The organism is Pseudomonas sp. PvP009, from assembly GCF_017832995.1.
GTDB lineage: Bacteria > Pseudomonadota > Gammaproteobacteria > Pseudomonadales > Pseudomonadaceae > Aquipseudomonas > Aquipseudomonas syringae.
This window is the reverse complement of sequence record NZ_JAFIBG010000001.1, coordinates 5,149,739-5,171,733: the sequence shown is the minus strand read 5'-3', so window position 1 is coordinate 5,171,733 and position 21,995 is coordinate 5,149,739. Positions and strand designations below refer to the sequence as shown.

Annotated in this window: 12 protein-coding genes; 7 read left to right on the top strand and 5 right to left on the bottom strand. The window is 61.0% G+C overall.

The genetic code is table 11. From position 1 onward, the window contains the following. Nucleotides 1-45 precede the first annotated feature (45 nt). Nucleotides 46-1,509: a protein adenylyltransferase SelO gene (gene selO, locus JOE29_RS22160; protein WP_210079868.1), complete on the bottom strand. Its 1,464-nt coding sequence runs from the start codon at nt 1,507-1,509 to the stop codon at nt 46-48. A 138-nt stretch (nt 1,510-1,647) separates the two neighbouring features. Further along, on the bottom strand, nt 1,648-2,313 hold the full coding sequence (locus JOE29_RS22155) for a GntR family transcriptional regulator (RefSeq protein ID WP_103694232.1): 666 nt from the start codon (nt 2,311-2,313) through the stop codon (nt 1,648-1,650). Nucleotides 2,314-2,566: 253 nt separating this feature from the next. Here JOE29_RS22155 and JOE29_RS22150 point away from each other — a divergent pair, with 253 nt between their 5' ends. From JOE29_RS22150 to JOE29_RS22130, 5 genes are read left to right on the top strand one after another with little or no spacing between them, the layout of a single operon-like run. Beyond that, nucleotides 2,567-3,799: an NRAMP family divalent metal transporter gene (locus tag JOE29_RS22150; RefSeq protein WP_003345192.1), complete on the top strand. Its 1,233-nt coding sequence runs from the start codon at nt 2,567-2,569 to the stop codon at nt 3,797-3,799. Between the two features lie 16 nt (nt 3,800-3,815). Beyond that, nucleotides 3,816-4,580, top strand: a complete 765-nt coding sequence (locus tag JOE29_RS22145) for a 5-oxoprolinase subunit PxpA (RefSeq protein ID WP_003422431.1) — start codon at nt 3,816-3,818, stop codon at nt 4,578-4,580. A gap of 2 nt (nt 4,581-4,582) precedes the next feature. Then, complete coding sequence (locus JOE29_RS22140; protein WP_074954017.1) at nt 4,583-5,377, top strand: putative hydro-lyase; 795 nt, start codon at nt 4,583-4,585, stop codon at nt 5,375-5,377. A gap of 9 nt (nt 5,378-5,386) precedes the next feature. Then, nucleotides 5,387-6,991, top strand: a complete 1,605-nt coding sequence (locus JOE29_RS22135) for a 5-oxoprolinase/urea amidolyase family protein (protein ID WP_210079867.1) — start codon at nt 5,387-5,389, stop codon at nt 6,989-6,991. Next, nucleotides 6,988-8,721 (top strand): biotin carboxylase N-terminal domain-containing protein, encoded by a 1,734-nt coding sequence (locus tag JOE29_RS22130; RefSeq protein ID WP_044312585.1) that lies wholly within the window; start codon nt 6,988-6,990, stop codon nt 8,719-8,721. Before JOE29_RS22135 ends, JOE29_RS22130 begins: the two co-directional genes overlap by 4 nt. An 86-nt stretch (nt 8,722-8,807) precedes the next feature. Here JOE29_RS22130 and mscK read toward each other — a convergent pair whose 3' ends face one another. Together mscK and JOE29_RS22120 are read right to left on the bottom strand one after the other, a co-directional pair. Continuing rightward, complete coding sequence (mscK, locus tag JOE29_RS22125) at nt 8,808-12,197, bottom strand: mechanosensitive channel MscK (RefSeq protein WP_210080032.1); 3,390 nt, start codon at nt 12,195-12,197, stop codon at nt 8,808-8,810. A 38-nt stretch (nt 12,198-12,235) separates the two neighbouring features. After that, on the bottom strand, nt 12,236-13,978 hold the full coding sequence (locus JOE29_RS22120) for a potassium/proton antiporter (RefSeq protein WP_003422423.1): 1,743 nt from the start codon (nt 13,976-13,978) through the stop codon (nt 12,236-12,238). Between the two features lie 249 nt (nt 13,979-14,227). Between JOE29_RS22120 and JOE29_RS22115 the strand changes: the two genes are divergently transcribed. Both JOE29_RS22115 and JOE29_RS22110 read left to right on the top strand, forming a co-directional pair. Further along, nucleotides 14,228-17,359, top strand: a complete 3,132-nt coding sequence (locus JOE29_RS22115; protein ID WP_210079866.1) for a DUF6543 domain-containing protein — start codon at nt 14,228-14,230, stop codon at nt 17,357-17,359. Nucleotides 17,360-17,495: 136 nt separating this feature from the next. Further along, a complete protein-coding gene (locus JOE29_RS22110) occupies nt 17,496-20,117 on the top strand; it encodes a DUF6543 domain-containing protein (RefSeq protein WP_210080031.1) in 2,622 nt (873 codons plus the stop codon). 22 nt (nt 20,118-20,139) lie between these two features. On the opposite strand, the gene JOE29_RS22105 is transcribed toward JOE29_RS22110, so the two are convergent. Further along, nucleotides 20,140-21,942, bottom strand: coding sequence for an acyl-CoA dehydrogenase (locus JOE29_RS22105; protein ID WP_210079865.1), 1,803 nt, complete (start codon nt 21,940-21,942; stop codon nt 20,140-20,142). Nucleotides 21,943-21,995 lie beyond the last annotated feature (53 nt).

Genomic DNA, 21,995 nt, shown 5'->3' with positions numbered 1-21,995 from the left:
GGACGCGGAGCACGCTGAGCATGGGCACGATAGGGAATCAAAGCCTCACGACGAACAGCTGATTTCCAGGTGCTTGCCCCAGTCCGGCGGGCGTTGGGCGTAGCCTTGCATGCCGGGCTGTTCGGTGAAGGGGGTGCAGAGCACCTGATGCAGGCGGCGGACTTCTTCGTAGTCGCCTTTTTCCGCAGCAGCGATGGCGTTCTGCGCCAGGTAGTTGCGCAGGATGTACAGCGGATTGACTGCATGCATGCGGGTCTGACGCTCCTGCTCGGTGCCGTTGTCCTCAAGGGCAATACGCGCTTGATACGCTTGCGCCCAGCCATCGAAGCCCTTGATATCGACAAAGTCGTCACGCAACGTGCGCAACGCCTCGGCGGCTGGCTGATCACCCAGGCGGCGGAAGAACAGGGTGTAATCCACGCCGCTGTTCTGCATCAATTTCAGCAACTGGCTGACCAGTTGTTCATCCTGCTCCTGAGCAACGGTCAGGCCCAGTCGGCGGCGCATCAGGTCCAGGTAGTGGGCCTGATACAGCGGCAGGAACAAACCGATGGCCTCACGCAACGCTTCCACGCTGATGAACGGGGTCAGCGCCTGTGCCAGCGCGCTGAGGTTCCATTGCGCGATAGGCACCTGATTGCTGAAGGAGTAGCGACCTTCATGATCGGAATGGTTGCAGATGAAATGCTCATCGAAATCGTCCAGAAACGCGAACGGTCCGAAATCGAAGGTAATGCCCAGAATCGACATGTTGTCGGTGTTCATCACACCATGGCAGAAGCCGTAGGCCTGCCACTTGGCAATCAGCTCGGCGTTGCGCTCGACGATTTCCCGGAACATCGCCAGATACCGCTCCGGCTGCTCCTGACAGTGCGGGTAATGCATCGTCAGCACATGCTCGGCGAGGGTCTTCAACTGCTCTGGCTGCTTGGTGTAGAAGAAGTATTCCAGACTGCCGAAGCGCACATGACTTTGCGCCAGACGCAGCACCATGGCGGCATGTTCCTGGGTTTCGCGCCATACCGGCGTGCTGGAGCTGACCACGCACCCCGCGCGGCTGCTGGGGATGCCCAGTGCGTGCAGGGCTTCGGAGGCCAGAAACTCGCGGATCGACGAGCGCAGTACGGCACGCCCGTCACCCATCCGTGAGTACGGCGTTCGGCCGGCGCCCTTGAGGTGCAGGTCCCAGTGCTCGCCGGCGTCGTTGTACACCTCGCCGAGCAACAGCCCGCGACCGTCGCCCAGGCGCGGGTTGTAGGAGCCAAACTGATGCCCGGAATACACCATCGCCCGCGGTTCTGCCTCGGACCACAGCTTGTGGCCGCTGAAGATTTCCGCGAACAACGGCAGATCGGCCTGTCCAGGCGCCAGGTCCAGCAGTGCCAGTGCTGACTGGCTGGCAACCACAAGCTGCGGCGCATCAATGGGCTCAGGCAGCACGGAAGTAGAAAACGCATCGCCCAGACGGGCAAAGCGGTTGTCGAAAATGAGTTCGTCGAGTGCTTTCAAAGCGTATCGCCTCCAGAGGGGAATTTCAGGCTTTCAACGAAGCGGCGGCCTGCCTGGCTCGTCGGGCGTGTTGCAACGGTCAGAACCCGTAGACCGGGTCCCTGGGTGGTAGTTCTGGTGATCGGGCCTGCGCCCGGACTACCGGTTCCGGCTTCGCTCGAAGGCGGCCAGAATCGTTCGTTCCGATTGCACCAGATAATCCTCGAGCATGCGCGTCGCCTCATCGGTCTTGCCCGCGTCCAGGCGCCCGAGTACCGCAGCATTCATGTCCAGATAAGGCGAATGCAGCAGCTCCGGATTGTTGAGCAAGCCGAAGGCCAGCCGCAACTCTGCCGATATCTGCGCATAAAACGCCACCAGTCGCGGGCTGTCGGACAGCTCGACGATGGCCTTGTGAAACATCATGTTGGCGGTGCCCACGACAATCCAGTCCTTCGCTTGACGCGCCTGCACGCCGGCCTCGACCGCATTGCGCATGTGCAGCACACCGGGATGCTGTGGATAAGCCTGGGCAATCGCTCCACATTCGATGAAGCGTCGAATGCGGTAGATATCGATGATCGAAGCCATATCAGGCTTGGCCACGGTGACCCCGCGATTGGGCTCGTGGGTCAGCAGCCCTTCGCGGGTCAACACTCTGAAGGCTTCTCTCAGGGTGTTACGGGAAATATCCAGACTCTCGGCGAGAGCGGCTTCCGAGAGGCGCTGACCAGGTACCAGCTCGCCCTCGACCAGCATTCTGCGAAGCTCAGTGGTGATCGATTCTCCGAGGGTGCGAGGGAGGGCAGAGGCAGCGTCGTTCATAAAGGGTCCAGAGAAAGAAAAGCCAGGTCGATATTCCACGACAGCTCATTGGCTGGCAAGGACGAAGGTCAGCAGATGCATCATCAGGTAGCACACCTGAGTCCCTGCGTAACAACATGGTGCATATGGTTGATTCATATCGCATGTATTGTTCAACAATATTATCGTTATGTATCTACAAGTTGGCGTACTTGAATGACCTTTGGCATGGTCATTGCTCTGGCAGAATACCTCTCACCTCAGGAATGCCGCCGTGACACAGACTGCCAATGAGTTCACCAAGGCGCGCCGCGCCTCTTTGATCGCCGCGATCTTCATGATGGCGACGTCTGCCATCGGTCCTGGCTTTCTGACCCAGACAGCTACGTTTACTGCGACGCTGGGGGCAGCGTTCGCTTTCGGCATCCTGGCCTCGATCCTGATCGACTTCGTGGTGCAGCTGAATGTTTGGCGCATCGTCACGTTGACCAAAATGCGCGCGGCCGATCTGGCCAACGCGGCGATTCCGGGCAGCGGTTATCTGCTCGCGGTACTGGTCATCTTCGGCGGCCTGGTGTTCAGTCTGGGCAACATCGCCGGTGCGGGCCTGGGTTTGAATGCGTTGACCGGTCTTGACCCCAAATGGGGTGGCGCCTTGAGCGCGCTGATCGCCATTGCGATCTTCTCGTCGCACCGCGCCGGCATCGCCATGGACCGCATCATGATGGTGCTGGGCACCCTGAAGGTCTGCCTGATTCTGTTCGCTGCCTTTGCCTCGCACCCGCCGCTGGGTGAAGCGCTGCGCCAGACCATCCTGCCGGACATGGTCGATTTCGCGGCCATCACTACCATTGTCGGTGGCACGGTCGGCGGCTATATCACTTACGCCGGTGCTCACCGATTGCTGGATCGCGGCACCGTCGGGGTCGAGAACATCGATGTGGTGTCCAAGGCGGCGCTGACCGGTATTCTGGTCACCGGGGTTGTTCGTTACATACTGTTTCTGGCGATCCTCGGCGTGGTCGCCAGCGGCGTCGTCATCGATGTGTCCGGCAAGGGCGCAAACCCTGCGGCCCAGGCGTTCACCGCTGCCGCTGGCAACTTCGGCCTGATCATGTTCGGCCTGGTGCTCTGGGCGGCCGGCATCAGCAGCGTGATCGGCGCGTCCTATACGTCGATGTCGTTCATCACCGTGTTTTCCAAGCGCATCACCGAACGCGCGCGCAACCTCGCGACTGTCGGCTTTATCCTGATCACCGTGGTCGTATACGTCATGTGGGGCAAACCACCGGCCGCGCTGCTGGTCTTTGCCGGGGGCTTCAACGGCTTGATCTTGCCACTGGGCCTGAGCATTTTCATGTACGTCGGCTGGCGCCGGTCCGACATGATGGACGGCTACCACTACCCGCGCTGGCTATTAGTGCTGGGCGTGCTGACCTGTCTGCTGTCGTGGTACATGGCGTTCAAATCAGTCGGTCCCATCTTTGCCTTCATCAATGCAGCCTGATTTCGGAGAACAAAAAATGCCTGCGATAGACCTCAACAGTGACCTCGGTGAAAGCTTCGGCGCCTGGAGCATGGGCGATGACGAGGCGATTCTCGATGTGGTCAGCAGCGCCAACGTGGCCTGCGGTTTCCATGCCGGTGACCCGGCCGGGATCCTGCGCACCCTCGAGGCCGCTGCGGCACGGGGCGTTGCCATCGGCGCGCATGTGGCCTACCCGGACCTGGTAGGGTTCGGCCGCCGCAACATGGACATCCCGAGCGACCAGCTGACCGCCGATGTCATTTATCAGATCGGCGCACTGCAGGGCCTGGCTCGCAGCGCCGGGACGAGCGTGAGCTACGTCAAGCCTCACGGCGCGCTGTACAACACCATTGCCGGTGATCAGCGTCAGGCCGCGGCGGTCATTCAGGCGCTGCTGCGCATTGATCCCGCGCTGAAGCTGGTGTGCCTGGCCAACTCGCCGCTGCTCGACTGGGCACGCGAAGCCGGGCTTTCCTGCGTTGCCGAAGCATTCGCCGACCGCGCCTATACCGCTGAAGGCACGCTGGTCTCGCGCTCGCGGCCCGGTGCCGTGCTGCACGACGCCGAACGGATCGCCGAGCGCATGCTGCGCCTGGTGCGCGAAGGCGTCATCGAGGCTGAAGATGGCCGCGAAATCAGCCTGCAGGCCGATTCGATCTGCGTGCATGGCGACAGTCCGGGCGCGGTGAACATCGCGCGTATTCTGAAAGACCGTTTGCACGACGCAGGCGTCACTGTCCGCGCATTCAATCGAGGCTGATCATGAATTCACTGCAACTCGCCCGCGAGGCAGCCAGCGCCGCCCGTGCCCGTTATCGCCAGGGATTCGTCGCGCCGACCGCTGGCCAGGCGCCCGGTCTGACCCAGTGCAACATGATCACGCTGCCACGTGAATGGGCGTATGACTTTCTGCTGTTCGCGCAGCGTAACCCGCAAGCCTGCCCGGTGCTGGATGTGACCGAGCCCGGCAGCCACACCACGCTGTTGGCCGAGCAGGCTGATCTGCGCACCGACCTGCCGCTGTACCGGGTCTGGCGCGACGGGCAACTGGCCGAAGAACTGAGTGACGTGAGCCACATCTGGGCGCAGCACACTGATCTGGTCAGCTTTCTGATTGGCTGCAGTTTCACCTTCGAAACCGACCTGATGCACGCCGGCATCGATGTGCGCCACATCAGCGAAGGCTGCAATGTGCCGATGTACCGCAGCAACCGCGTCTGCCGCCCGGCCGGACGCCTGCAGGGCAACATGGTGGTGTCGATGCGCCCGATCGCCGCGGACCGGGTTGCCGAAGCGGCGCGCATCACCGGTCGCTACCCCGGTGTGCACGGCGCGCCGGTACATGTCGGCGAGCCTGGACTGCTCGGCATCACCGACCTGGCGAGCCCTGATTTTGGTGATGCGGTGACGATCAGGCCCGGCGAGATTCCGGTGTTCTGGGCCTGCGGTGTGACCCCGCAGGCAGTAGTCATGGCGTCCCGTGTGCCGTTTGCGGTTTCCCACGCGCCGGGCCACATGTTCATTACCGATATTCCGGACAGCTACTACCACGTATAGGAGAGGCTCATGCGTTTCTACCCGGCCAACCTGGATGCACTCCTGGTTGAACTGTCGAATCTGGACGAGACCCTGGCCCTGTTCGAATCGTTACAGCAGATGCCCATCGCTGGCGTCGAGGAAATCGTCCCGGCCGCCCGAACCTTGCTGGTGCACTTTCGTCCGTCAGCCATCGGTTTCGAAGCGCTCGCCACACAGATCGCCTCGCGCGACATTCGTGGCAAGGCACGCGAGGCGGGCAAGCTGATCGAAATACCTGTGCATTACAACGGCGAAGACCTGGCCGATGTCGCCCGCGAGCTGGACATCAGCGTCGAGGAAGTGATCAAGCGCCATACCGGCAGCGACTACAACGTTGCCTTCTGCGGCTTTGCACCCGGTTTTGCCTACCTCAGCGGCGGTGCCGGGTTCGTGGTGCCACGGCGCAGCACGCCGCGCACGCGTATTCCGGCTGGCGCCGTGGCGCTGGCCGGTGGTTTCAGTGGCATTTATCCACAGGCCAGCCCCGGCGGCTGGCAGATTATCGGGGTGACCACCTCAACCATGTGGGATCTGGGCCGCGACGAGCCCGCCTTGCTCCAGCCTGGCTACCGCGTGCGTTTCCAGGATGCTGGTCCGCTCCCGGAGACCCGTGTGCAGGTTGCTGCACCTGTCCGACCGCAGGCGACGACGGTCAGCGAAGACTATCTGCAGATCGAGACGCCAGGTCTGCAAACCCTGTTTCAGGACCTGGGGCGTCCCGGTCGGGCGGGGCAGGGTGTGTCCGCATCGGGCGCGCTGGATCGCGGCGCCTTGCGCGCTGCCAACCGCGCGGTGGGTAACGATCCGGCGACGGCGTGTCTGGAAATTCTCATGGGCGGCCTGACCTTCACCTGTCAGGGGCAGACCGTTGTGGCGATTACCGGTGCTCAGGCCCGCGTCGAAGTGCAGACCGCCGAAGGGCAAAAGTTGCAGGCGCCCTTGTATGCACCGCTGGCTTTGCAGAGCGGCGATCAGGTGAGCATCGGTTCGCCCAGCGCCGGCCTGCGCAATTATCTGGCGGTTCGTGGCGGTTTCATTCATGAACCGGTGCTTGGCAGCCTGTCCACCGACACGCTGGCCCAGGTCGGACCTGCGCCGCTGGCGGCGGGTGATCGACTTGGTTTTCAACGCAGGTCCGGTGGATCGGCCGTGTCGGTCAGTGAACAGCCTGCCTTCGAAATGCCGCGTGCCGATCAGGTCATCACCCTGGATGTGGTCATGGGCCCGCGCAGTGACTGGTTCAGCGCCGAAGCCCAGCAACTGCTGGCGCAACAGACCTGGCTGGTAACGCCGCAATCCAACCGTATCGGCATTCGCCTGGCAGGCGAGCAATCGCTGCAACGTGCCGTCGATGGCGAGTTGCCCAGCGAGGGCACCACGGTCGGCGCCATTCAGGTGCCGCCCAGTGGCCAGCCGGTGCTGTTTCTGGCCGATCACCCGTTGACCGGCGGTTACCCGGTCATCGGCGCAGTTGCCACCTACCACCTGGACAAGGCCGGGCAGATTCCGGTCAATGCCCGCATTCGCTTCAACCCGCTGAGCGCCTTCGAGCCAGTGCGCCCCGCCACTTCAGACGAGACCAAGAACAGATGAAAAAGGTTCTGATTGCCAATCGTGGCGAAATTGCCGTTCGTATTGCCCGTGCCTGCCGTGACTACGGAGTCGCCTCGGTGGCGGTGTACGCCGATGCCGATATCGACGCGCTGCACGTGCGTCAGGCCGATGAAGCCTATGGCCTGCAGGGTGAGCGCCCGACCGACACCTACCTGAACATCGAAAAGCTGCTGGCGGTTGCCGCGCGCGCCGGTGCCGATGCGGTTCATCCGGGCTACGGCTTCCTCTCGGAGCGCGCCGAATTCGCCCGCGCGGTGATCGACGCCGGTCTGATCTGGATCGGTCCCGATCCTGCGACCATCGACGCACTGGGCGACAAGGTCCAGGCCCGGCGCATTGCCCTGAAAGTTGGCGCACCGCTGGTGGCCGGTACGGAAGACCCGGTAAACGATGCCTCCGAGGTGGTCGCGTTTGCCGAGCAGCACGGCCTGCCGATTGCCATCAAGGCAGCCTTTGGCGGCGGTGGTCGCGGCCTGAAAGTTGCCTGGAAGCTCGATGAAGTCAGCGAGCTGTACGAGTCTGCGGTGCGTGAAGCGGTTTCGGCGTTTGGCCGTGGCGAGTGCTTCGTCGAGCGCTTTCTGGACCGCCCACGGCACATCGAAGCGCAGATCATCGCCGATCGTCATGGCCGGGTGGTTGTGGTCGGCACCCGTGACTGCTCGTTGCAGCGTCGCAACCAGAAGCTGATCGAAGAAGCGCCAGCGCCTTATCTGAATGACGAACTGCGCCAGCGCATTCACGAGTCGGCTCGCGCGGTCTGCGCCGAAGCGGGCTATGTCGGTGCCGGTACGGTGGAGTTCCTGCTCAGCGGCGATGGCACCCTGTCGTTCCTGGAGGTCAACACGCGCTTGCAGGTCGAGCACCCGGTGACGGAAGAAACCAGCGGCGTGGACCTGGTCATCGAACAACTTCGCGTCGCCGACGGCCTGCCGCTGTCGTTCGATGGCACGCCTGTGCCACGCGGCCATAGCTTCGAATTCCGTATCAACGCTGAGGACGCGGGCAACGGCTTTCTGCCGACGCCGGGGTCTATCACTTTATTTCAGCCGCCGTCCGGTCCGGGCGTGCGCCTGGACACCGGCGTTGCAGAAGGCTCAAGGGTCTCACCGAACTTCGACTCGATGATCGCCAAGCTGATCGTCACCGGCGCAACCCGCGAACAGGCTATCAGCCGCGCCCGCCGTGCGCTGGCCGAGTTCAAGGTGGAAGGCGTGGCCACCGTGCTGCCGTTCCACCGGGCGGTCATGGACCATGACGACTTCACCGCGGCCAATACCTTCGCCGTCCACACCCGCTGGATCGAAACCGACTTCGCCGAGCACGTCACCATCGCCCCGCGCAACGCAGAACCGGTCGACCCCGGCGTGCTGCGTACCTTCGTTGAAATCGACGGCAAACGCCACGAACTGGGCCTGCCTGCTGCGCTGCTGGCTGGCATGAGCCTGAACGCTGCCGCCCCGGCTGACGCCAGCCAGCCAGCGGCCGACGCCCCGGACCCGCACGCAGTGCTGACGCCGGTCGCGGGCAACCTGCATGCCTGGGCGGTTGAAGACGGTGCGACGGTAGAGAAGGGACAGGTGATCGCGATCATGGAGGCGATGAAGATGGAAACATCCATACTGGCGCCGTGTGCCGGAACCGTGCAGATCAGCAAGGAGCCTGGGGGGTATCTGGAGGCGAAGGTGGTGATTGGGCGGGTTGAGGCCTGATTTAATCGCTAATCGCTAATCGCTAATCGCTAATCGCTAGCGTGTCGACCGTGCTGTAGCCCGGTCGACACACACTTTCACTCTTCTCAATCCAGCCGCAACTCAGGCGGCTCGGGCGCATCTTTGGTCGCCGGGGTCACTTGGGTATTCACCGGTTGCAGGGTCGTCTGCCCAGCCGGTGCGCCGTGCTTGTCACCGGGCTCTGCGGGCACCAGTTTGTATTCCAGGCCCTGGGTGTTCTTGAGGTAGATCTCCATCTGGCGGAACGAGATGTTGATGTGCTGCTTCTTGAACTCGCGATTGATGAAGCGGTTGATCTCGTCGAGTACCGGGTTGCGGTCGCCCAGGTCACGTACGTGCATGCGCAGTTCGTGGTCGAGGGTGCTTTCGCCGAAGTTCAGGAAGTAGACGATCGGTTCTGGCTCCTTGAGCACCCGAGGGTTTTCCCGGGCGGCTTGCAGCAGCAGGGAGCGCACCAGGTCCAGGTCCGAGCCGTAATCCACGCCCAGCTTGAGGGTTACGCGGGTGACGGTGTCGGTCAGCGACCAGTTGATGAGCTGGCCGGTGATGAACGTCTTGTTCGGGACGATGATGTCCTTGCGGTCGAAGTCGGTGATGGTCGTGGCACGGATGCGGATCTTGCTGACCGTCCCCGACAGGGCGCCGATGGTGATGGTGTCGCCGATCCGCACCGGACGTTCGAAGAGGATCATGATGCCGGAAATGAAGTTGGCGAAGATTTCCTGCATGCCGAAGCCCAGGCCCACCGACAGTGCCGCGACCAGCCACTGCAATTTGTCCCAGCTCACGCCCAGCGTCGACAGCGTGGTGACGAAGCCGACGCCGGCGATGGTGTATGACAGCAGCGTGGTCGTCGCGTAGGCACTGCCCTGCGCGAGGTTCATGCGTGACAGCACCAGCACTTCCAGCAGGCCGGGCAGGTTGCCGGCGAGTACGAAGGTGATGACGATGATCACCCCCGCACCGAGGAAGTCGCTCAGGCTGATCGGCACCATGCTCATGTTGGCCCCGGTGCCACTGGTGTATTCGTAGAGAATGATGTTGTCCAGGTAGGCGAAAACCGTGATCAGCTCGGCCCACACCAGGTACAGCGCGCCGACGAATCCGGCCAGCAGGGCCAGACGGATCAGGCGCAGCGACTGCTGGTTGACCTGTTCGATGTCCAGCTTGGGTTCTTCGACCGGAATGTCGCTGTCGCCGTTTTCTCTGGCTGCCTGACGCTTGGCCAGCGCGCGCTGATAGGCCAGACGCCGGGCGGCCACGCTCAGGCCACGGACGAACGTCGCCTCGACCATCAGCCAGATCATCATCAGGTACAGGGTGTCGATCAGGCGGTCGCTGAGCTTGAGCGCGGTGTAATAGTAGCCAAAGCAAACCGCGAGGAAGAGCGCGACCGGCAATGCCGTGAACACCACGCCGACGGTTTTGCGGAACAGTGAGGCATTGTGATGCGTGGGGCTGGAGATCAGCAGGCGGGCGAGCAGCCAGGTCATCAGGGCGTAACAGGTCAGAACTACGCCGATCCCCAGTACGTCGTCGGCCAGTGCGGCAGGCTGGTGTTCAGCAACGGCCACCACCGCCACCAGGGCCAGAACGACCAGCCCCAGACGCCGTACCCAGCCACGCAGGAACTCGACCTGCGCGGTCTCCCAGCGGAAGTGCAACTGCGCAACGCCTTGCGGTGCAAGTACGCGATAGGCGGTGTAGAACACCAGCCAGGCGAGGGCGATCTGCAGCAATGCTTCGCCGAGGTTGGCGTTTTGACCGCGGGCGTCGATCTGCAGGGCGTAGCCGCACAGGGCCAGTCCCAGTGCGACGGGCATGGCCAGCAGTACGTTGAACAGCAGCGCCAGTGGCGTTTTCCATTGACTGTCACGCTTGAAGTGACCGATATCGGCGTGCAGGCGATTGAGCTTCTGGTACAGCGCCTTGCGTCTCCAGGTCAGTATGCCGATCAACAGCAGTAAGGGCAGGAACAGCAGCGGTCGCTGGGTCAGGCCGTCTGACAGTTCGCTTAGGCTGGACGTCCAGGGCAGGGTGGAGACCTGCTTTTGCAGGCGTGGCCAGATATTCTGAAACCATTCCACGTCCAGCGGCTTGTTGCTGGGGATCCAGAACATTTGCTCGTCGAGTGTGGCGCGCAGCCCCTGAGCGGTGCTGGTCAGCTGCTTCTGGTTCAATTGCAGCGTGATGGATTCGTTGAGCAACGCGCTCAGCTCGCGATTGAGGCGCTCCAGCAAGTCACTGCGGGTGATGGCCAGGTCCAGCAGCGTCCGGCGCAGTTGCGGGGTGACGTTTTCAGGCGGCTGGGTAGCGAGCAGCCGCTCGACGTAAGCGGTCGGCGTGCTCATCTGTTCGCGTTGCTGGTTGATGTCGAACTGATACAGGCGGATGTTGGCGATTTCGTCGGCCAGGCCCTTGTCCAGCTCCAGATGCGGCAACGCCTGCTTCTGCTTGTAGAGAATCTTGGACAGCAGCAGGCTGCCGCTCAGCACATTGATCTGCTCGCTGAGGGCTTGATCGGTCTGGGTCAGGTTGTCGAGTTGCTGCTTGGTCTTGAGGTTCTGCTGAGTTAGCTCGTTGAGGCGATCGGTGCCGCGCAACAGGTAGTCCGACAGCTTGAGGTTGGCGGCGCTCTCGGTGGCCAGCAGGCTGCTGCCGCCGGACTTCTGCGCTTCCAGGGACAGGTCGGCGACCGTTTTTTGCGACTGGGCACGACGCTTGTCGTTGATCAGGGTCTGCAGGTCCTGAATTTCCTGCTCCTGGCGCGCGACCTTCTCGGTCAGCAAGTCATGCTGGCTGTTGCCCAGGTCTTGTAATTGGCTGTTGCCGGCCAGTTCCTGGCGACGCAGCAGGTTGAGGGCGTTGATCAAGGCCAGCTCTGCATTGAGCAGATTGCGCTGGTCGGCGCTCAGGGTCTTGCCGTTGTCCTTGCCATTCTTGAGGATGGCGTTGATCTGCTGGATGCGAGTCTGGTTGGCGCTGATTTCTGTCTGGGCGCGCTCCGGCCGCGTTTGCGCGGTAATGGCCAGGCTGTTGGCGTCGTTGAGTTCGCTCTGCAGATCACTTTGCTGGGTGCTGCGCTGACTGAGCAGTTGCTCCAGCTGCGGTACGTCGAGGCCGCCATAACGCTGGGCCACGGGCACCACTTTGCTTTCTTTCAGGCGGGCCAGTTCACGCTGGTTTTCCGACGTCTGTTTTGGCGCCTGGGCAAGCTGCTGTTTGAGCGCTTCGAGTTTCTGTTCGCTGTCCTTCTTGCTGGCCAGAAAAGCCAGTGTCTGCTCGAGCACTTGTTGCAGTGCCTTTTGCTCGGCGTCTGGCAGCTTGCGGTCGGCAATCTTGTCGAGGCTTTGCTGAACAGCGTCGCTGCTGGGCGGGTCGGCGGCGAGCACCGGGAAGGAAGACAGGCAGAGCGCAAACAGTGCGGCAGCACAAAAGGAACGCAGGGAAAACATAGACACCGGTCGCATGATGATACGTGTGGGTTGGCAGTTTAAAGGAACAGTCCGGGGCCCGGGCGGGTTCCTTCGGGGAATTTGACGCCCACTTTCTGGATCTTGTTCCCGTCCATGACGGCAACTGTCCAAATAGTTCCATTCCATTCAATCTGGTCGCCCACCACCGGCTCGCCACGGTTCTTCTGCACAATGAACTGGCTGAGCGGCATGCCTGGGTCGATGCCGTCGAGTTTCAGGCCATACAGGGCCGCCACTTCACCCAGCCTTGCGTCGCCTTCGAGCACGAAGTCGCCGAAGAAACGCAGGTCCAGCCCACGCTGCGGTGCCTGGCTGAACAATTTGCCCAGCGCTGGAAGGTCATGTTCGTGGCCTATCACGCACAGCAGATCACCCACTTCCAGCGTCGTGCTGCCGGACGGATGGAGCAGTTGCTGGCCGCGGAACAGTGCCGCGATACGCGTGCCTTCCGGCATCTTCAGTTCACGCAGAGCCGCGCCAATGCACCACTTTTCGGCGCCCAGGCGGTAGACGAACAACTCCCATTCGCTGGTGACGTGCACCTCCAGCGCGGCCCGGGAAATCGGCGCGGGATCAGGCGGAACCGTCACTTTGAGCAGTTTGGCCATCCACGGCAGGCTGGTGCCTTGCAGCAACAGCGAAACCAGCACGATAAAGAACGCCAGGTTGAAGTACAGCTGTGCGTTGGGCAGGCCGGCCATCAGCGGGAACACCGCGAGGATGATCGGTACCGCGCCACGCAGGCCGACCCAGGCGATAAAGGCTTTTTCGCGATCATGGAAGGCCTTGAACGGCAGCAGGCCGACCATCACCGACAGTGGACGTGCCACCAGAATCATCCACAGCGCCAGACCCAGCGCCGGTATCGCAATCGGCAGCAGATCGTGCGGCGTGACCAGCAGGCCCAGCACCAGAAACATGCCGATCTGCGCCAGCCAGGCCATGCCGTCGAGCATGTGCAGGATGCCGTGGCGACTACGAATCGGCCGGTTGCCGAGCACCAGACCGCACAGGTAGACCGCGAGAAAGCCGCTGCCGTGGATGGCGTTGGTCAGGGCGAAGATTGCCAGGCCACCGGCAATCACCAGAATCGGGTAGAGGCCGGCGGCCAGATTGATGCGGTTGACCAGCTGCAGCAGGATCCAGCCGCCGCCCAGACCGATAAAGCTGCCGATACCGAATTCCTGGATCAGGTGCCCCAGCAGTCCCCAGTGCAAGCCGGTCTGCCCACTGGCCAGCATGCCGATCAGGGTGACGGTCAGGAATACGGCCATGGGGTCGTTGCTGCCCGACTCGATCTCGAGGCTGGCGGTAACGCGCTCGTTCAAGCCTTTGCCGCCCAGCAGTGAGAACACCGCCGCGGCGTCTGTGGAACCGACGATCGCGCCGATCAACAGGCCCTGAATAACGCTGAGATTGAACAGCCACGCAGCCATCATGCCGGTCAGTACCGTGGTGATGAGCACGCCCACCGTCGCCAGCGACAAGGCCGGCCATAGCGCAACCCGGAAACTGGCCACCCGCGTTCGCAGCCCGCCGTCGAGCAGGATGACCGCCAGCGCAAGGTTGCCGACCAGGTAGGCGGTCGCGTAGTTATCGAAGATGATCCCGCCGCCATCGACGCCTGCGACCATGCCCACTGCGAGGATGATGACCAGGATCGGAATGCCGAGGCGTGACGAAAGAGAACTGACCAGGATGCTCGCGGCTACCAGCAACGCGCCGATCAGGAACAGGCTGTTGATGGTGGTGGCGTCCAAAGGCGGTACTCCGTAGAAAACTGAATTGAAGCGGGAAGGGCGAAAGCTGACCATGCAGTCCGCGTGCCAAGGGATTTAACCTGTTGAATTGCTTGGCTGTCAAAGAGCAATTTCGAGCGATTGACCCAGACCGGCGCTTCCGGGCTCACGATTGGTTGCAATCCAGCGGCTGACACATAGTTATATACCGCAGACCAGGCCTTCTTGCCCCCTACTGTAGGGGCTCCAACCACCAAGAAGGTTTTCATCATGGACGATGAATTTGCAGCACAGTACGACTTCGGCGATGACGACAGGGCTGGCGATGATGACTCTGACGCAGAGTTCTGGGCGCGGGTAGACGAAGACTATTCGGTCAGCGATTACTTCCGCCTCAACCCGATCAGCCTGCAGTCACCTGCTGCCCTTGCTGCGCGGGATGTGGCACAGGAATGCCAGTCAAGGTGGGGTATCGAGATCGATCCGGACGACACTTTGATCGCCACGCTGTATATCGAGGACCCGAAGCTCTATCCCGCTCCTCACCGCGCCAATGTCGCTCACTCGATGACGCTGACCGAGGCGCTGCTGCGCAACTGGCAGCAAAACGGTAATGGTGACTGGTTTGATCACCTCGGGCATTTGCAGCCCCATCATGAGGACGGTCTCGACTGTCAGGTCGTGGATGAAAAACTGCCGTCCTATGACTGCGTCGCTTATGAGGCGGTGTACCGGAAAACCGCTCCGCAGCACTACAATTCGACGACGCAACTGCGCCTGACTGCCGAGGCGTTCAAGCAGTACATCTGGGATCACAACCTGCAAGCCGGCTATCTCGCCTACCTGAAACAGTTCTGGCAGGCGCACGCCGACGACTACAACCTGATGCTCAAGGCCGGTCTGTTCAGGGCGGCCTGGCTGCAAGCCGAGGAAAACACGCTTAAGGCCGAGCACAAGGACATGGTGCTGGAGGCGCTCGGGCTGCCTGCCGATCAGGGTTGGAAACAGCTGAGTTTCGACGCTTTTGTCGCCGCGCCGATTTCCACTCGCGTGACGATTTCCGAGTTGCAGGTGCATGGCTACAGCGCCGCCGACATCATGGTCATACGCAGTGCCGATTCGCCGACCGTGCTGCTCTACATCCCTGGCAACTCGTCACCGATTCATACCTTCGCCAACGCCGACGCGCTCAAGGACTGGATCGCGCTGATGTGCAAGGATCCAGGCAAACGTCGGTCTTTCGAGGGGCATTTCAGTGCTGCGGATGACGTCGATGGCTTTTTCTACAGCGGCGTTGCCACCGCCCTCAGAGGCTTCGCTGTCTACCCCAAACTGCTGGACGCGGCGACCGGCGCGTGGAACCCGCGCAAACTGGTGCAGTTCGGCGAGCCGCTACAGCCCTGGCCGTTCTCGCACTTCAAGCATCGGGTCAAGGCGAAGTCTGAAGCGGACGCGCTGCAAAAAATACGCAGCCATAGCGATTACTGGAAAGAGGAAGCCAGCAGCGGCTTGAGTGAGTGCGTGTCTGTCCTGGGCGGCGTCGCGATCGTCTTTCCTGAACTGATTCCGGTCATCGCGGGGCTGTCTCTCGCGCTGGTCGGGCTGGGCGTCGATGCCGCGGTCAATGGCCGTACGCTGGACGCGCGCCAGACGGGGCTAGGGCGGATTGCCTTCGGGGTATTGAACGCGTTACCGATTATTGCCGAGGGGGGCGCTGCGGTCGAGGCTGGTGCCGAAACCGGGCTGATTGACGAGGCGCGAGGCGGTTATGAGGTTTCTGGCCCCACCACACCGATCGACCCTGTTATCGAGGTCGAGCCGATTCCGGTGTTCAGGGAAGAGCCGCCGGCCTTGCGTTCGCTCGATGCCAAAATGCGCCGCCTGTTGCGCGCGCTCGAAGTGACTCAAGACCTGCCAGGACTGGCCTCGGGCGAAGTGGCGGGTATTTATCCGCTGCAAGGCAAAAGTTACATCGAGCTGCATGATCAGGCGTTTCGGGTCAAGTGGGTGCCACAGGAAAAGCAGTACCGGATTCGCTCTGATTCTGATCCGCGTGTCTGGGGGCCTTACGTGAAGACTATCGACACCGGCTATTGGGATCTGGACCTCAAGCTTGGTTTGCGTGGCGGGGAAAGCTTCGATGGCTCGCGATTACCGCCGGCCAGTGAGGCAGACAGCGCGGTGGTGGCGGTCATACCTGACGAGCCCGCAATCGAGGTGCAGCGCTGGGGCCCCAAGGTACAGATCGAGTTGCCACTGGATCAGATCATGGTCGAGGAGGTACAGAGCCAGGCAAAAGGGACGGTCGTAGAGAAGTACTTCATTCAGATCGGAGGGATCAGGAAGAACGTCTATTACGATGCCGATATTCCATGCTGGCGCACTGACTCGTCTTCAAACGGCCTGGTCTGGCTGGACCGCAACGGTTTCTGGAACAGTGGGTCGGAGGATGCATTCAGGAAGGTAGAGGCAAAACTGCCACAGAGCCGCCGGTTCGAAATCTATTCTTTCCCTCGCGTGCCCAGGTTGCCTGCAGATGCCGAGCCCATCAGCCGAGTGATTCATCACATATGGCTGGGCGAACGCATGCCGGGCGATAACCTGCTGGAAAAGATGCTGGATAACATGCGCACCAGCCCGGACTTGCGCTTCGAACTGCATATCGATATCAACCACCCGACGGCGCATCAGCAGTTGCTGGATTACTTCAGCGAACATCCGCAGATGCGGATTTCCAGGCTCAAGGAAGAAGCGTTTTTCCCCACGTTCCTGAAGGGTGAAAATGGCGAGGCGTTCAACTATTTCATGCACTCGGAGAATCGTAATTATGCGGCGGCGTCGGACATTCTGCGTTATCGACTGATCAACGAATACGGCGGCATTTATCTGGATTGCGATGACACCATTAATGTCCCTTTCGCAGGCACGCCATTGAAAGCAGGGCCCAATGATGTATTGCTGGGCAGGCGTCTGGATGCGCAGCAACTGAGCTACACCGGGCCGGGTAACAGCCATTTTGCCAGCCACCCGGAAAACCCGGTCCTGAAGAGGATCCTGAAGGAAATAAACACGCGTTTCCAGAATGAAAAGCAGACTAACAAGGCGTTTTTCAGTACGCGCAGACCCTTCACTGACCACAGCAGCGAAGCCTCGCGTAGCGCCTCCAGAGACCGAATGACACCGTACATGACGCGCATTTCCGACCTGACCGGTCCCAAACTCATGTCAGACGTCTTGAGAAGGCTGCGACCTGACTATTTCGATCTGCTGGAGCGTTCCTATTTGCCGGTCGATGAGGTCTTGTCCGTGTTGTACATCGAACACCTGAACGAGGCCGTGGACTTTTATTTTCCATTCAAGGGCAGGGCAAAAATTACACCAGGCTCCGAGAATGGTTGGTAAGGCATTCAGGGTTTGCAGCGGTTCGTCGGCTGAGCCGCCACCTGCATTCATGCGTCCGTGAAGGTATAGATAGTTAGCACCACGAACGCCCTGATGAATGATTACGTGCATGACTTCTCTCATACAGGAAGACGTCATGCCACTGAGTTCTCTGAAAACACCTGAAACCGACCAGCAACGGCTGCGCGCCTGTGCGCAGCAGTTCGTTCTCGATTATCCCGATCTTTACGATTTGGCCCATACCGCCGCCAGCAGGATCATTCTTCAGCACACCCACCGCGTGTTCGCCCCGGAGCAGGTGTATTGGCATCGTTTCAGCAGTGCCAGCAGCAGTCCGCGCACGTTTACCGGCTGGCAGCATTCCGGAGCGCCGGTGCAGTCGATGACCTTGATCGAGCTGCTCATGCGGCACTTCAGCGCCCACGATCAGGAAGCCAGCGACGAGCTTTCCCTGTACGGCGGTTTCTACACCGATGGCCCGGATCATGGGGTTTTCGACGAGCGCAATGAGGTGCCCATGCTGCCTCAGGACGTGCTCAAAGACATGTGGACACTTGATTTCAGCACGCTGTACACCCGCCGTATGGAGCGATTCTGGAGCCTGCACAGCGAGAACTTCTGCACCCTGGCCAAGGCGCGCTATCTGGTTGCAGCCAGTCATTGTCTGCGCAAGGGCCAGCTTTCAACCGTCGATTTCAAGCATGTCACGAGCGTCGTCATCGCCGACCCCTTGCAGCCCCCTACGCTGAAAGCCTTGCTGGCCCCGCTTCCTGCAACTCCCGGTGTTACGGTACACACGTTGGATATCGATGGCCTCAAGGCCCATGACATGCTGCGTATCGTCACCGCCGCTGGCCGCGAGATCATCTACTGGCCCGATGCCGAGCAGCCGTTCATGGCGTTCGATAGCGAGCGCGCGGTGTACCGCTGGCTCAAGGCCCGGTTCATGGGCGAGCACGCCGACAAGGCGATAACACGTCAGTTTCTGCGTGGTGAGACGTCCCGTAAAAAGGACGGTGAGCGATTCTTTCGCGCGGTGAGCCAGTTGCTCGCGCACGACTGGCGTGCCGACATCCCACTCGTCAACCTGGGGCAGGCACCTATTGTGGGTGACCCCTTCGTGTATCTGCGAGACGTCGTTCGACAGGGCATGACCGCCGATGCGCGTGAACGGCTGACTTCCAACGCGGATCTGCGCAAGCAGATGTGGATCGGCTACCTGGGCGCGTTCATGCAGGCGTTTGGCGGGCTTGCGGCTTTGGGTTGGCCGATCGCCTTGACGCTGGTTGGCGCAAGTCTCGCCAATACCAGTTTGAACATTGATCAGGCGGTCAATGGCAAGACCGCGGCGCAGCGCAAGGCTGGCGTGTTGGGCGCGATCAACAACATTATTTATCTGCTCTTCAACCTGCCGCTGTTGATGTCCCTGCGTGCCGTCCCTCAGCCTGTGCCGGTGGCCGCAACCGAAGGCCTACCTATCTCCAGCGAGGTGCTGGAAAGCAGCAGCGCGCCGGCCCATCCACTGGAAAATATGGAAGGCAACCTGCTGCTCGACAGCCTGACGCCTTCAGCTGCGGAGGGCAGGTTTCGCGGCATCTACACGCTGGGCAATGGCGAAACCTGGATCAAGCTTGCGCAACTGCCCTATCGCGTGATGTTCAATGAGCAGCAGCAATGCTGGCTTATCGTCAACCCAGACAACCCGTTTGCATTCGCAGGCAGCAAGCCGGTGCGTCTGAGTACCGACGGGGAGTGGGCGTTACTTGACTCGCCCGGTCTGCAGGGCGGTGCCCCGATGGATGTGCCGATGCCGTCAAGCAGCGCATCCACCGCGACGGGCAAGCCTTATGTGACCGTGCACTCGGCCTTTTGGGACAGGTATCTGCAAACGGATCTGTTCAGTGAGCAGCACTATGCCGAAGTGGCCTTGGCCCGGCAGAAAGGCGTCATGAGCATTTGGCAGCCAGACCCTGAAGAGGCTCCCGTGTCGGACTCATCACCTGACGGCGACGAAGTGTACAAAGACCCTTGGCATGGCAAACATCGGGTTTTCAGGCTCGGTGAGGACGACTATTACGGCAGAAATATCATGCTCTATACCCAGGATGACGCTGAATTCAATCAGTTCCTGCGCACGGGCGAGAGCAAAAGGGCCAATCAGGTACAACTCATCGAACGACTGGCCGATGACATCCATGTGGTGGGGTACAACAATGATGTCGAGTTGTACCGCGGCGGCAGCGGTGATCGAGGGACTTCGGGCGCCGTGTTTCGCAACGGGCAGATCAAGGTGGGTGATGTGCTGGTCAATACCGATGTCACCTCGTTCAGCGAAAATCCCTATGTGGTCAGCGCCTTCGCCAGCAGTCGGGCCGGTGCGCCCATTAACGCCATGATTGGCCCGGTAACTTTCGATGACACGTCGGTGGTCTTCGTTTTGCCCAAGGGCCGATACCTGCGGGCCACACCGATTGCACCGTTTTCAGCTTCGCCCGAGGAAGCCGAATCGATCTTTTTGCCCGGCTGCTACTTTCAGATAGACAGCATCGAAGAGGTGAGCGGCGAGTTTTACCGCATCATGAAAATCCAGATGCAGGAGGTCGATCGCCCTCATCCGGGGCGGGCGCTTTACGACATGCGCACGGGCGAGCCCTTCAGCCGAGAGCAGTACGCAGTCAAGCTGGGTAACGATGCCAAGCCACTGGTCGACCGGTTTTTCCCGCAGGAGCCACTGGCTGACCTGTTCGGCTTTCACTGATCAAACGCTAGCCAGGTTTTCATCAGAACCAGTTGTCGCGCATTGCCAGGCAGGTGTCATCACGGTTTTCCAGAATCGCCAGTTCGTGATGGCAGCCCGGTACTTCCCACGTCAGGAAGTACCGGGCTGCCTGCAGTTTGCCGCGATAAAAGTCGCCGTCGGCCTGATTGCCACCAATCAAACCTTCTTCTGCGCGGACCGCCTGTTCGAGCCATCGCCAACCGACTACCGTGTGGCCGAATGCCTTGAGATACAGCGCCGAGTTGGCCAGCGTGCTGGTGATTCTGCCCTGTGCCAGATCGGTCAGCAGCCCGAGGGTGACGGCCTGCACGCGTGCGACCAGTTGCTGCAGGGGCTGGCGCAGTTCGTCGAGTGTCTGATGGGCCTGTGCGCGTTCGCAGGTCGCGGAGATCAGGCGCAGCAGTTGCTTGAGGCCAGTGCCGCCATTCTGCGCCAGCTTGCGGCCAAGCAGGTCGAGCGACTGGATACCGTGAGTGCCTTCATGAATCGCGTTGAGGCGGTTATCCCGGTAATACTGCTCGACCGGGTATTCGCGGGTGTAACCGTGGCCGCCCAGGACCTGGATCGCCAGTTCGTTGGCCTTCAGGCAGAACTCCGACGGCCATGACTTGACCACCGGGGTCAGCAGGTCCAGCAATTCATGCGCGTGCTTGCGATCGTCTTCGCTTTCGCCGGTCTGTGTGTCATCGAACAGCCGCGAGGCGTACAGGCACAGGTCAAACGCGCCTTCCACGTAGGCTTTCTGGGTCAGCAGCATGCGCCGCACATCAGCATGCTCAATGATGGATACCGGTTTGCTGTCCGGGCTTTTGCTATCCGGCAAGCGCCCTTGCGGCCGCTCACGGGCGTACTCCAGTGAATAAAGGTAGCCGGAATAACCCAGCATTGCCGCGCCAAGCCCGACGCCGATGCGCGCTTCGTTCATCATCTGGAACATGTAATTCAGGCCGTGATGAGGCTTGCCCACCAGATAGCCGACACACTCGCCGTTATCGCCGAAATTGAGCGCGGTGGAGGTGGTGCCTTTCCAGCCCATCTTGTGAAACAGACCCGCCAGCAGCACATCATTGCGTTGGCCGAGGCTGCCGTCATCGTTGATCAGAAACTTGGGCACGATGAACAGCGAGATACCTTTGACCCCGGCCGGCGCATCCGGCAGTTTTGCCAGGACCATGTGCACGATGTTCTCCGACAGCGAATGATCCCCGCAGGAAATGAATATCTTGTTGCCACGCAGCCGATAAGTGCCGTCGCCTGCCGGTTCGGCGCGTGTGCGGATATCTGACAGCGACGAACCGGCATGCGGCTCGGTCAGCGCCATGGTGCCGAAGAAGCGGCCTTCGATCATGGGTTGCAGAAAACGCCGCTTCTGCTCGTCGTCGGCAAAACTCTCGATCAGATTGGCCGCGCCCATCGTCAGAAACGGGTACGACGTGGTCCCGACATTGGCCGCCTGAAAGTGGGCAAAACAGGCTTGCGACAGCAGGGTAGGCAACTGCATGCCGCCTGCGTCGAAATCGCGTGATGCATTGAGAAAGCCGGCCTCGAGAAACGCGTCTATCGCGGGTTTGACTTCCGGTATCAGGATGGCTTCGCCATTTTCATAGCGTGGCTCGTTTTCGTCAGCCTTGCGGTTGTGCGGTGCAAAGTACTTTTCCGCAATGGCGCGCGCCGTTCCCAGCGCCGCATCAAAGGTTTCCCGCGAATGCTCGGCAAAGCGCTCGCGACGCGTCAGACCTTCGGCGTCCAGAACTTCATACAGCTCGAAAGCCAGATTTCGGGAACTGAGCAGCGACTCGGACATGATGGCGTACCTGTTCTTGGAATGGCTCAAGTCTAGGTCGGGTTGAGGGGGGA